Raw genomic sequence first — 12,483 nt, forward strand, 5'->3', positions numbered from 1 at the left:
TTCGGCATGTGTTCTGGAGGAGTACCGCAGCGGGGACTCGCAGGGAACAATGCGGGCGTTATGCTGGCGCGAAACGAGGAGACGACGATGCGAGCTGTCCTGGCGGCGGTCCTGTTCCTGGCGCTTGCGACGCCGGCGCCCGGCTTCGCCGCGCCGAAGCCGGCCGCGGCGCGCGAGAAGCTGCTGGTGTCCACCGACTGGCTGGCCGGGCGGTTGAAGGACAAGAACCTCGTCATCCTGCACGTGGGCGACAAGGCCGGCTACGAGGCGGGCCATGTGCCCGGCGCCCGGCTGGTGACCCTGGGCGACATCTCCGCCCCGCCGGCGGCGAAGGACCCGCTGATCCTGGAGATGCCCGACCCCGAGGCCCTGCGCGCGAAGCTGCAGGCGCTGGGCGTGTCGGATCGCTCGCGGATCGTGGTCTACCCGACGCGCGACATCCAGTCGGCGACGCGAGTGGTGTTCGTGCTGGACGCCGCCGGCCTGGGCGCCCGCACGTCACTGCTCAACGGCGGGCTGGCGGCCTGGACCAAGGAGGGCCGGGCCCTGGAGACCACCGCCGCCGCGCCCGCGCCGGGCCGTCTGTCGCCGCTGAAGATGCGCCCGATCGTCGTCGACGCCGACTTCGTGAAGACCCACGCCCGCGCCAAGGGCTATGCCCTGGTCGATGCCCGCACCCCGGACTTCTACGCGGGCGAGCGCGCCGGCGGACCCGCCGCCAAGCCCCACAAGACCGGCCACATCGCCGGCGCCAAAAGCGTGCCGCTCACCACGGTCACCACCCCGGACGCGCGCCTCGCCTCGCCCGAGGAGATCGCCGCCCGGTTCAAGGCCGCGGGCGTGAAGCCGGGCGACAAGGTGATCGCCTACTGCCACGTCGGCCAGCAGGCTACCGCCACGATCTTCGCCGCCCGGACGCTGGGGCTGGACGTGCTGCTGTACGACGGCTCGTTCGAGGACTGGTCGCGACGGGACGGGGCGGTGGAGACGGGGCCGGGACAGTAAACCTGACGGGCCCATGCGACCCGCCGCGCGCCAAGTCGCCTGCCTAGGGATGGCGCCCCGTCACGGCGTCATAAGGCCGGCATAATTGACCCGGCGCGCGACGTGGTGAAGTTGAAGCAGATGTGGTGGGTTTGGGCCGAGCCGATAGAGGGCGGCCGCCTGAGGTCGACGGTGGGCGAGGCCCTGCGCTACGCCGCGGTGCTGCCGATCGTGGCGCTCACCACGACCGTCGCCGAAGTTTTCTATCGCCTGACCGGCAGCGATCGGCTCTCAAGCATTTTCCTCGCCGGCGTGTTGCTGGCGGCGTTCTTGCTGGGCTCAGGGCCGGCCTATGCCGCGGCGACGGCCCTATTCGCCGCCTACATGTTCCTGGTCGACCCGCGCTACCAGTTCACGTTCGGCGGGGTCGACGACTTCAACGTCCTGATGGTGTTTCTGGCGGTGGCGGCCCTGACCGGCCTGCTGGCCGGTCGGATGCGTGACGAAGCCCGTGCGGCGCAGGCTCGCCAACGCGTGAACGGCGCACTGCTGGACGCGACCCAGGCGTTCTCGGCCAGCTCGGACGAACGCCTGATCTGCGAGGAACTGGGTAGCCATTTGGCGCGGGCGGCGCGGGGCTTTGCGGTGGTGCGGGTGGGCGAGGCGACGAGCGGCGCTGATGTGCTCGCCGGCGAGCCGGCGCTGGCCCAGGCCATGACGAGCCTGCAGACCGCGGTCGGGCAGGCCGGCGCGTGGCGTCTGCGTTGTCTGGGAACGGGCGATGAGGCTCTGGGCGTCGCGGCCTGGCGGCCGGCGGGAGAACCCCTCAGTGACGAGGAGGCGACGCTGATCGAGATCCTGGCCGATACTGGCGCGGCGGCGCTGTCGCGCGCCCGGCTGGCGGCGGCCAAGTCCGAGGCCGAAGCGCGGGCCAGGACCGAGGACCTACGCAATGCGCTGCTGTCGTCGATCAGCCACGACCTTCGCACGCCGCTCGCGGCCATCCTGGCTTCGGCCACCAGCCTGGAGACGTTCGGACCCCAGTTCGATGCGGCGACGCGCGAGGACCTCGCCGCCACCATCCGCGAAGAGGCCGAGCGGCTGGACGGCGTCGTCGAGAACCTGCTGAACATGAGCCGCCTGGAGGCGGGCGCCCTGAACCTGAGCCTGGTCGCCTTCGACCTCGCCGAGAGCGTCCAACGCACCGTGGAGCGCCGCCGGCCCATCACGTTCCGAACCGTCTCGGTGATGGCCTCGCCCAAGCTGCCTGACGCGATGGGCGACCCGGTGCTGTTCGAGCAGGCGCTGGGCAATGTGCTGGACAACGCGTTGCGCTACTCGCCGCCAGAGACGCCGGTCGGCGTGGTATTGCGGGCCGAGGCGCGCGGACTGGTGGTCGAGGTCTGGGACGAGGGCGGCGGTGTCCCGGAGGCGGATCTCGGGCGTGTGTTCGAGAAATTCTACCGTGCGCCGGCCGTGGCCCGTACGCCCGGGACAGGGCTGGGCCTCGCGATCGTCCGGGGCCTGCTGGAGGCGATGGGCGGCCAGGCCGACGCGTCGAACCGGTGCGACGGCGTCGCGGGGCTGGTGGTCCGGTTGCGGCTGGCGGCGGTATGAACGCGCCCAACCTCCTGCTTGTGGACGATGAGCCGCAGATCCTGCGCGCGCTCACGCCGGCGCTGCAGGCCGCCGGCTATGCTGCGGAAGTCGCCGCCACGGGCGAGCAGGCGCTGTCCCGGGTGGCTTCGGCCCCATGCGACGTGGTGGTGCTGGACCTGGGACTGCCCGACCTCGACGGCAAGGAGGTGATCCGGCGCATGCGGGCGTGGTCCGACGCGCCGATCATCGTGCTGTCCGCCCGCGATCTGGAAAGCGAGAAAATCGCCGCCCTGGACGCCGGCGCCGACGACTACGTCAACAAGCCCATCGGCATCGGCGAACTGCTGGCGCGCATCCGCGCCGCGCTGCGCGGTCGCGATCGGCGATTCGCCGCCCAAGCGGTGTTCCGGTCGGCCGAGCTCAGTATCGACTTCGCGCTTCGGCGCGTGGCCCTGGAGGACCAGGATGTTCGCCTGACGCCCCGCGAGTACGACCTGCTGAGCGTGCTGGCGCGGCATGCCGGACGTGTCGTGACGCACCGGCAGGTGATAGCCGCCGTCTGGGGACCGGACGCCCAGGTCGACGCTCAGTTCGTCCGTGTCCTGGTGGGTCAGCTACGCCAGAAGATCGAGGCCGAGCCGTCGCAGCCCCGCCTGCTGGTCACCGAGCCGGGGCTGGGGTACCGCCTGATGACCGAAAACAGCGACTAGCCCGCCGCGGCCGTCTGGCCCGGCTCAAGGGTGTGCAGGTTGGCGGCGCGGATCTCGGCGCCCGCCTGATCGTAGAGGAACGGCAGGAAGGCGTAGCGCGCGCCACGCGTGACCTTGGTCGCCTCGTGCAGCAACGAGCACGAGAACACGACCGCCCCGCCGATGGGCGGACGGTAGGTGCGGTCGCCGAATTCGGGGAAGCGCAGGTCCCCGCCCTCGAAGTCGTCGCTGAGGTTGATCGAGACGGCGAACTTGCGGTGCGCGGTGCCCGGGGTGGTGTTGTCGCGGTGCGGCTGGAACCAGCCGCCTTCCTCGGCGTCGTAGCGGGCGACAATGTAGCGTTCGATGTAGGTCGGCGTGAACTGGAACGCCTTTTGGATCTCGGGACAGAGGCGTCGGTGCAGCCGGTCGCGACAGGTGGCGATCAGGCCGTCGTCACGCACTGCGGCGTCCCGGCGGCTCTTGAAGTCGTTCAGGACGCCGACCGTCTTGCCGTCGCGCAGGATCATCGTGCCCGACGCGGCCCCGCCGACGCTTTCATAGTGCTCGACCAGGGCGCAGCAGAGCTGACGTTCAAACACCCGGGGCACGATCAGGACAGGGGCATGGAGCGGCGCGCCCGCGTGGTCCCGGGGCGCGCCCATGGCCTTCAGGTCGGCGACGAGATCGGCGCCCTGCGCCAGCGGCCGCCAGCCCAGCACGCGCAGAGACGGGTCGATCAGCACCCACATGGGCGAAAGGTCGTCGTCGGCCGACGTGGCGTAGAGACGGCGCAGGCCGCCGTCACTGCCGTCGAACCAGCGCAGGGGCGGCGTATTCTTCGCCGCCGCGAACGAGGCGGCGTCCGGAAGGACACCGAAGAACAGCGCGCGATGATCTCGGAAGACGTCGGCGTTGCATCGCACCAGGGCGACGGCGGCGTCACGGGCTGGCCCAGGCGGCGGCAGGAAGGCCAGGACGATATAGCGCCCGCCCACGCTGCTGAACGCGAACCGTGGGTTGATCGGCGACGGCGCGTCGAACATTGGCGCCGGCGCGCCCGGGAACAGCGGCATCGAAGGGCTCAGAACGCGAGGTCGTCGAACAGAGTGCGCATTGCGGCGATCTCGGCGTCGGAGGCGGGCGTGAGGACGACGTGACCATCGACTTCCGAGACCACCAGCGGCCGGGCGTACTCCCACGCGGGCGGATCGGCGGCGGGCACGGGCACGGTCTCGGTTTCGGGCGTCGGCGGGTTGTCGACGCCGACATGTCCTTCCGGCGGCGCCTCCGAGCCCGTCGGCGGCTCAGGCGGGGCGGACTCTTCAGGCGCGGCCGGCGCGTCGCTGCTCGGGACATAGCCTTCCAGCTTCCCGTGGGCGCGATACCAGTAGTCAGCATAGTCCTCGACCGTCGCGCCGCCCACGCGCTCGACCCAGGCGCTGGAATGGCGGTCGTTGCCAGCGCCGTAGTACTCGGTGAAGAATGCCTGGAAAACGTCGGGGCGATCGGCGAGGATCTTCGCGATCGGAACGCCATCGAACGTCGTACGCCCGGCGTAGGCGGCGGGCAGGTCGCCCTGCGCCGCGGCGGGGCGCGCGTCCTGGACGTAGCCTTCGTTGCGGCCATGGGTGTCGTACCAGTAGCGCGCATAGTCCTCGGGCGTTGTCCCGCCGACGCGGTCGATCCAGGCGTGCGAGTTCCGATCGTTCAGCGGCCCGAAGTATTCGGAATAGTAGGCCGCCAGCACATCGGGCCGATCCACGAGAATCCGCGCGGCGTCGATGACGCCGGCCTCTTCGGCGGCGGCCTGGAAATCGAACCCGTCGTCATCGAAGGCCGCCAGTAGCCGGGACGCTGTCGGCTCGTCGTCGGCGATCATCCCGAAGTCGCGCAAGGGGTCCTCCAACGCAGGTGTCACTGCGCAGGGTCATCGCCGCGGCCTCCAAGCTTCGCAATTCTGGGAAACTTATAAGGGGCGTCTCGTCGGCCGTGGGGAAGCCCCTCCGTCTCGTCGCCCCCGGCGGCGAGCCACCTCCCCGGTGGGGAGGCATTGGACGCGTGTCCTGCCCGGATAGAGAGGTGACAGACCAGCCCGGATAGAGGGGTAACAGTTCTCGCTTTGGGGGCTGTGCGATGCCGTGGCTTGAGGCGTTCGCGATGGATCAGCGTCTTCGGTTTGTGGGTGAGTGTCTGGCGGGCGAGGCTTCGATGACGGAGCTTTGCGAGGCGTACGGGATTAGCCGGCGCGTGGGCTACAAGTGGCTGGGTCGGTATGCGGCGGAGGGTCCGGCGGGGCTGGCGGATCGCTCGCATGCGCCGTTGAGGCATGGCCGCTCGACGTCGCCGGAGTTGGCTGAGAAGATCGTGGAGTTGCGGCGGGCGCGGCCGCACTGGGGGCCGCGCAAGATCGTGGCGCGGCTGGAAGCGCTGCATCCGGACCTGGCGTGGCCTTCGCACTCGACGGCCGACGAGATCCTGCGCAAGGCGGGGCTGGTGAAGGGCCGGCGGCTTCGGCGGCGGGCGCCGGTGCGGGCTGGAGCGCTGGTGACGCCGGAGCGGCCCAATCAGGTGTGGGCGGTGGATCACAAGGGTTGGGTGCGACTGGGCGACGGGTCGCGCTGCGAGCCGCTGACGCTGGCGGACGCCTACAGCCGCTTCCTGCTGACGGTCTCGGCCGGCGGCGGGACGTCGGCGGCCGAGGCGCGGCCGGTGATGGAGCGGGCCTTCCGCACCTATGGTCTGCCGCAGGTGATCCGCTCCGACAACGGCCCGCCCTTCGCCACCGCCAGCCCCACGGGCCTCTCGGCGCTGTCGGTCTGGTGGATCAAGCTGGGCATCCAGCCCGAGCGCATCCTTCCTGGCCGGCCGCAGGAGAACGGTCGCCTGGAGCGCCTGCATCTCACCCTGCTCGAGACGCTCTCGCCGCCGACCGCCGATCGAAAGGCTCAGGCCCGGCGCTTCGCCGCCTTCCGCGCGGAGTACAATCACGACCGGCCTCATCAGGCGCTCGACCAGCTCACCCCCGCCCGGTTCTACAGCCCCTCGCCCCGGCCCATGCCCCGCCGCCTTCCGGAGCCCGAGTACGGATCAGACCTCGCGGTCCGCAAGGTGCGCACCACCGGCGAGATCAAGTGGCGCGGCGAACTCGTCCAGATCAGCCACGCCCTCGCCGGCGAGGGCGTGGCTATCGAGGAGATCGACCACGGCTGGCGCGTCTGGTTCTACCGCCAACCCATCGGCCTCATCGATCCACACGGCCGCAAACTGTTACCTATCCAACCGGGCTAAACTGTTACCCATCATGCCGCTAGACACGCTTGCGTCCGGATTTGAGGGGTGGGGTGGTTAGGGTCGTCTGATGACCCATTCCGCCACTCTGCGGCCGCAGGCCGTTCGTACGCTCGCCCGCCAGCCGGCGCCGCCGGGGATCTATGCGTCGAAGTACACGGCGGAGCTGGCCGCCATGATCTGCCAGCGGGTCGCGGCGGGGGAGAGCCTGCGGTCGATCTGTCGGGCGGACCCGTCGGCGCCGTGGCTGGAGACGGAGGCGCGGTCGATGCGCGAACTGCGGCGGATCGTGCGCGCGGCGCACCGGCGATGCGCCCAGATCGCGCCCAAGGCGTTCGCGGACGGCGTCTGTGGTCCGGAGGACCGCTGAGCCGGCGCGGCTTTCCGAAGCGGCGGCGGCGCCCCAGTGTCGCGGCATGCGGATCGCGACCTTCAATGTGAACGGCGTCACCTCGCGGCTCGCGAACCTGCTGGCGTGGCTGGAGGAGACCCGGCCTGACGTGGCCTGCCTGCAGGAGCTGAAGACCGAGAGCTTTCCGGCCCGCGAGATCGAGCGCGCCGGCTATGGCGCCGTCTGGCAGGGCCAGAAGAGCTGGAACGGGGTGGCGATCCTGGCGCGGGGCGCCGCGCCGATCGAGACCATGCGCGGCCTGCCGGGCGATCCGGCCGACACCCAGGCCCGCTACATCGAGGCGGCGGTGAAGGGGGTGTTGGTGGGGTGCCTCTATGCGCCGAACGGCAACCCGGTGGGCGGGCCGAAGTATGCGTTCAAGCAGGCGTGGTACGCGCGGTTTGTGGAACACGCGGCGTGGCTGCTGGCGACCGGGCAGCCGATCGTGCTGGCCGGCGACTACAACATCATCCCGACCGACGCCGACGTGTACGCGCCCGACCGCTGGCGCGACGACGCGCTGTTCCAGCCCGAGCTGAAGGCGCTGTACGCGGGGCTGACCGAGGCGGGCTGGACCGACGCGATCCGCAGCCTCCATCCGGACGCGCCGGTCTACACGTTCTGGAAGTACTGGCGGAACGCGTTCCAGCGCGACGCCGGCCTGCGGATCGACCACCTGCTGCTGAGCCCCGCGGCGGCGGAGCGGCTGACGGACGGCGGCGTCGATCGCGAGCATCGCGGCTGCGAGCATGCCAGCGACCACGGGCCGGTCTGGATCGAGCTGGCCGACCGCAAGGTCAGGCGCCCCGCGCGTCGGGCCCGGTCCTGAGGCCTGGGCGCCGGAGCGGCCAGCAAAACCGCGCCGATCAGCGTTCGCGCCAGATCTCCTCGTTGCCCGAGCCGATGATCACCGGGTCGGTCTCGCGCTCGTCGTCGAGGGGGCTGGGCGGGACCAGCACGGGCGGGTCGATCGCGGCTCTGCGGGCCGCGGGCCGGAACTGATCCAGGCGGAACTGGCTGGCCGGCGTCGAGACCGCGCAGCCAAGCCCGAGGGGACAACCGTTGACGCGGACCGTGCGCGACAGGCCGTCGCTGTCGGCGGCGATGCGCGGCGAGACGCTGGCCAGACGTCCGGACACCACGCCGCGCTCGTCCTCGAGGGCGACGAAGATGTCGGTGGCGGCGCCGCCGCCGACCCTGAGCACCGGCTCGCCGGCGCTGACGCCCGCGCCGCTGAGGAAGACGCCGCCCTCGACGCCCGGCGCGCCGGTGTTCTGCTGCAGGATGCGCTCGCCGGCGGACAGGCGTGCGCCGCCGGCGACCAGGAACAGTCGGCCCAGCTCATCGCCCTGCGGCGCGACGCCGTCGGGCAGGCCGTGGCCGATGTCGATGGTCTCCGCCGCGGCGTCCTCAACCAGATCGATGAACCGCGACGAGCCGATCAGGATGTCGCGCCCGGCGTTCAGGCTCACCGACTGGAAGCCGCGGACGTTCGTGAAGCCGGCGATCGCGTCGCCGTCGGCGCGGCCCAGCGCGCCGCTCAGCACGATCCGGTCGGGCCTCCAGGCTTCGTTCGCCGGGTCGCCCACCTGCAGGCGGCCGCCCAGGCCGACGACGTCGACGACGCCGCTGATCATCACCTGGCGACCGGAATGGGCGAACAGGTTGAGGCGCGGAATGCGGGTGGCGTCGACCGTCGCGTCCAGCACCTCGAAGTCGCCGTAGACGGGGTTGGGGTTGCCGGTCGTGGGCGCGGTCTGGCCGGCGTAGAGGTTGAGCGCGCCAGTCACGCTGATCCGCTGCAGCTCGGCGTTGGTCAGCCCCAGCGGCCCGTCGCCGCCCAGCCGGAAGGCGCCGCTCGTGCCCTCTATGCTGAGGTTGCCGGCGGTGAAGCTGGTGGTCAGGTCGATCTGCGGCGTGCGGACCAGGGCGTCGCCCGACACGTTCGCCGTGCCCAGCCGGACCAGTGGGGCGTTGGCGGTGAAGGTCGGCGCGGTGAACGACCCGAGGTCGACGCTGGTGTTGGAGCCGACGGCGAACGACGTCGTCGCCGTTGTCGAGGCGATCCTCAGCGCGCCGATCGACCCAGCGCTCACGGTCGTCCCGCTGAGGGTCGTGGCGTTGATCGCGCCGGCCGTGCTCAGCGATACGGTCCCGCCGGTCAAGGCCCCGTACGTCTGCGAGCCGGTGGACCCGATGGTCACCGAGGTCGCGCCGGTGAGGTTCGCGATGTTGACCGCGCCGCCGGTGGAAAAGGTCAGGGCCCCGCCGCTGGAGACGTTGGCCACGTTGATCATGCCGGCGGCCGACTGGAGCGAGAGGCTTCCCGAGCTCGACAGCAGATTGCCGGAGATCGTCTGGTTGTTCCGGATGGACACGTCGCCGCCGCTGGTGACCCGGTCAAACGTCGTCGTCGAGGCCCGGCTGCCGAAGAAGAGGTCGCCGGCGACGGTGATCGTGGGGATGCTGAGTTGCAGGCCGGCCACTAGGTGGGCGCTGCGGGCGTTCACCCCGGCGTCGCCGGCGCTGACGCCGCCCGGGATGCTGACGATGGACCCGCCGATGACCAGCCCCTGGCCGGCGCGGACCTTCGTCGCGGTGAGGTTGCCCTGGGGCGCCTGGTCGTAGTTCACCCCGGTCAGGATGATGTTCACGTTGCCGTCGGCGTTGACCTCGCCGATCCGGGCGTGGCCGACGGTGAGGCCGGGGACGAGGTTGGCGACCGGCGCGTTGTCGCCCGGGCCCGGCTGGCCCAGGATGACGTTGCGCCCGGTGGTGATGGTGACCTGGCCGTACTCCGCGAAGGAGGATCGGGCCGTCAGCAGGCCCGGCGCGTTGATCAGCTCGCTGGCCAGCGCCGCGCGGCTGTAGGCGGCCAGGTAGATCGTGCCCGACGTCGTCTGTCCCGCCAGGCTCAGCGCCTGGGGATTGGCGGTGCCCGCGGCGCGGTTGGGGATGATGAAGGTGAAGAGCGACAGGTCGTCGTTGAAGCTGGGGAAGTACTGCAGCTCGAAGCTGTCGGCGCCGAGGTAGAGGGCCGAGCCGTAGTCCGAGACGGTGACGGTCGAGCCGGCGGCGGTGCTCACCCTGGGCGCGGCGAACGTGACGGTGGCGGTCGCGTTGAACCGGGCGCCGCCGGCCGCCGTGACCGGCCCGCCCGAGCCCGAACCGGTGAAGGTGATGTTGCGGTTGCCAGGCGTCAGGAACTGGGCCGTGTTGGGCGCCGAGCTGGTGGCCAGGAGCCCGCCGACGTCGACGCTGGCGTTCGCCCCGAAGGCCACGCCCTGCGGTGAGTAGAACCAGACGTTGCCGCCCGGGTTGGCCGGCAGAGGACTGTTCAGGTTGGCGGCCTGTCCGGCGAACACCTGGCCGTTGATGCTGATCGCCGAGCCGGTCACGCGGTTCAGGACGAAGTTGCTCCGCTGGTCGAACAGGAACTCGGCCCGCTCGCCGGCCGCGAGGTTGAAGCTGGACCAGTCGATGATGGTGCGCGGCGCGTTGAGGTCCACCCGCACCGCCCCTCCGCCCGTGGCGATGATCGGCTGCCCGCCGCCGGCGCTGACCTGAGGCGGAGCGGTCCCCAGCACGGGCAGGGCCGCGGCAGGGCCGCCCAGCGCAAGCGTCAGGCTCGCGGCTCCGAGGATCAGCGGGCCGAGCGGTCGGCGGGCGGGCGACGAGGGCATGGCCAGGACCTTGGACAACGGGAGTCTCACGGACTAAGGCGCCGGCCGCCGCCGCCGCGGGTCATCCGAGCGTCATTTTCCAAAGCCAGGCTTCGACCACAAGGGCCGCGTCGGCCTACTTGCTGGGGATCAGGGTCAGCGAGGTCTGGCGGCCGTCGAGGTAGCGGACGGTCTTGCCGTCGTAGAAGGCGTCTTCCTCGGTGCGGAACTGGACCTCCTGGCCGCCCCACTCGGGCACGGGCGCGAAGGCCGACAGCTCGATGGACCAGACCGTGCCGGGGTTCACGCGGCCGTCGCCGCGCGGGTCGGGGTTCTGGTTGTCCCAGAAGCCGATGGCGGGGCCGGCGCCGTGGCCGTGGTAGCCGAGCGGGTGCGAGTAGATCGACGGCTTCAGACCCTGGTCGATGGCCTTCTTGCGGGCGGCGGCCAGGATGTCGTTGCCGCTGATCCCGACCTGGAACGAGCCCGTCACGGCGTCCTGGATGCGGTTGGCGGCCGCGAGGCCGGCCTTGAGGCCTGCGGGCGCGTCGGTCTCGCCGGGCTTCAGCACATAGGCCAGGTGCTGGGTGTCGGTGTTGAGGCGCAGGTAGGTGATGCCGAAGTCGGTCCAGATCAGGTCGCCGGGTTGGATCACGGTGTCGCCGCTCAGCAGCTCCTTCACCCCCTGGCGGTGAACGCCGACCGAGGGATGGAACCAGGTCTCGACGCCCAGCTCGGACAGGCGCGCGCGGTAGAACCAGGCGACGTCGTCGGTGGTGGTGACGCCCGGCTTGACGACCTTGGCCGAGTGGCCCTCGCCAAGGACCGCGTGCGCCAGCCGCAGAATGCCGGGATAGAGCTGCATCTCCATCGGCGTGCGGGTCTCGAGCCAGCTGATCGAGGGGCCCTCGCCTGACACGATGCGCTCGCGGAACTGGGGGGCGAGGGCGGCGACCAGCTCGTCGTGCTGGCTCTTGGTCAGGCCGTCGCCGAAGGCCGACTTGGACGAGACGTTCAGCGCGATCTTCTGTGGATTGCGCGCGGCGATCAGCTGGGCCAGCGCCTTCCACTGGTCGGGCTCGACATCGGGGTTCCAGGCCGGCTGGAACAGGCCGCCCAACCCGTAGCGGCTGACGGTCAGTCGCTCGACCGGCTTGCCGCCGCCGGGATTGTAGAAGACCAGGATCGTACGCCGCCGCGCCCGCAGGCTCTTGGCGTCGAGCATGGTGGCGACCACCGGGTCTTCCAGGTACTCGCGCGCCACCAGCACCCACATGTCGATCTGGTGGGTCTGCATGACCTGCGGGATCACCCGGTCCAGCCGGTCGGCCAGGATGGCGTCCACCACCTTGGCCCGGTCGCGGGGCGAGAGGATCGGCAGCAGCGCGGGGTGCGCCACTTCGGTCTCGGCCATCGGCAGCTTGGGCGGCTCGGCCGCATGCGCCGCGGTCGTGAACGTGAGGGCGAAGGCGAGACCGAGGGCGGCTTTCAGCATGGGATCTCCTGTCGCCGCCCTTGCTGCCCCAATTCGTGGCGTCGGCCCAGGGGGCACCCAAGCCTACTGTGCGACGCTAGCATGCCTGGCGACCTGGGAGGCACGATGGTTCGGACCGTGCTTGCGATGCTGCAGGTCGGCGATAAGGCCCCTACGACAAGGGTCAGTGACGACCGCCGACCTGCAGCTGGCCTCGGCCCAAGGCCGCGGGCGTGAAGCTGGACGACCGGGTCATCGCCTATTGCTACGTGGGCCAGCAGGCCACGGCGACGGCGTTCGCGGCTCGCACCCTGGGCCTTGAGGTGCTGCTCTACGACGGCCCGTTCGAGGAGTGGTCGCGGATCGACGGCGAGGTCGAGACCGGGAAATAGC

11 protein-coding genes are annotated in these 12,483 nt (G+C 70.9%); 7 read left to right on the forward strand and 4 right to left on the reverse strand.

From position 1 onward, the window contains the following. Positions 1–87 precede the first annotated feature (87 nt). From ACQ66R_RS15680 to ACQ66R_RS15690, 3 genes are all read left to right on the forward strand, one after another. The gene (locus ACQ66R_RS15680; protein ID WP_430423526.1) at positions 88–1,005 is read left to right on the forward strand and encodes a sulfurtransferase; all 918 of its coding nucleotides are present in this window, start codon (positions 88–90) and stop codon (positions 1,003–1,005) included. A 120-nt stretch (positions 1,006–1,125) separates the two neighbouring features. Continuing rightward, positions 1,126–2,601 carry a sensor histidine kinase gene (locus ACQ66R_RS15685; RefSeq protein ID WP_430423528.1) on the forward strand — a complete coding sequence of 492 codons (1,476 nt, stop codon included), beginning with the start codon at positions 1,126–1,128 and terminating at the stop codon, positions 2,599–2,601. Then, positions 2,598–3,293 (forward strand): response regulator, encoded by a 696-nt coding sequence (locus ACQ66R_RS15690; RefSeq protein ID WP_430423530.1) that lies wholly within the window; start codon positions 2,598–2,600, stop codon positions 3,291–3,293. The genes ACQ66R_RS15685 and ACQ66R_RS15690 overlap by 4 nt, the downstream gene beginning before the upstream one ends. Here ACQ66R_RS15690 and ACQ66R_RS15695 read toward each other — a convergent pair. Then, the gene (locus tag ACQ66R_RS15695; RefSeq protein ID WP_430423532.1) at positions 3,290–4,348 is read right to left on the reverse strand and encodes a 2OG-Fe(II) oxygenase; all 1,059 of its coding nucleotides are present in this window, start codon (positions 4,346–4,348) and stop codon (positions 3,290–3,292) included. The two genes, ACQ66R_RS15690 and ACQ66R_RS15695, sit on opposite strands and share 4 nt — an antisense overlap. 8 nt (positions 4,349–4,356) lie before the next feature. Beyond that, positions 4,357–5,169 (reverse strand): hypothetical protein, encoded by an 813-nt coding sequence (locus tag ACQ66R_RS15700; RefSeq protein WP_430423534.1) that lies wholly within the window; start codon positions 5,167–5,169, stop codon positions 4,357–4,359. Positions 5,170–5,432: 263 nt separating this feature from the next. On the opposite strand from ACQ66R_RS15700, the gene ACQ66R_RS15705 reads away from it, so the two are divergent. From ACQ66R_RS15705 to xth, 3 genes are all read left to right on the forward strand, one after another. Beyond that, entirely contained in the window at positions 5,433–6,563 is a 1,131-nt protein-coding gene (locus tag ACQ66R_RS15705; protein WP_430423536.1) for a helix-turn-helix domain-containing protein, read from the forward strand. Positions 6,564–6,633: 70 nt separating this feature from the next. Further along, positions 6,634–6,933, forward strand: coding sequence for a hypothetical protein (locus ACQ66R_RS15710; protein ID WP_430423538.1), 300 nt, complete (start codon positions 6,634–6,636; stop codon positions 6,931–6,933). Positions 6,934–6,979: 46 nt separating this feature from the next. Continuing rightward, positions 6,980–7,783 (forward strand): exodeoxyribonuclease III, encoded by an 804-nt coding sequence (xth, locus tag ACQ66R_RS15715; RefSeq protein WP_430423540.1) that lies wholly within the window; start codon positions 6,980–6,982, stop codon positions 7,781–7,783. Positions 7,784–7,820: 37 nt separating this feature from the next. On the opposite strand, the gene ACQ66R_RS15720 is transcribed toward xth, so the two are convergent. Further along, complete coding sequence (locus ACQ66R_RS15720) at positions 7,821–10,655, reverse strand: filamentous hemagglutinin N-terminal domain-containing protein (RefSeq protein ID WP_430423542.1); 2,835 nt, start codon at positions 10,653–10,655, stop codon at positions 7,821–7,823. 97 nt (positions 10,656–10,752) lie between these two features. After that, on the reverse strand, positions 10,753–12,111 hold the full coding sequence (locus tag ACQ66R_RS15725; RefSeq protein ID WP_430423544.1) for a M24 family metallopeptidase: 1,359 nt from the start codon (positions 12,109–12,111) through the stop codon (positions 10,753–10,755). Between the two features lie 212 nt (positions 12,112–12,323). On the opposite strand from ACQ66R_RS15725, the gene ACQ66R_RS15730 reads away from it, so the two are divergent. After that, positions 12,324–12,482 (forward strand): rhodanese-like domain-containing protein, encoded by a 159-nt coding sequence (locus ACQ66R_RS15730; RefSeq protein ID WP_430423546.1) that lies wholly within the window; start codon positions 12,324–12,326, stop codon positions 12,480–12,482. Position 12,483 lies beyond the last annotated feature (1 nt).

It is taken from the genome of Phenylobacterium sp., from assembly GCF_965284355.1.
GTDB lineage: Bacteria > Pseudomonadota > Alphaproteobacteria > Caulobacterales > Caulobacteraceae > Phenylobacterium.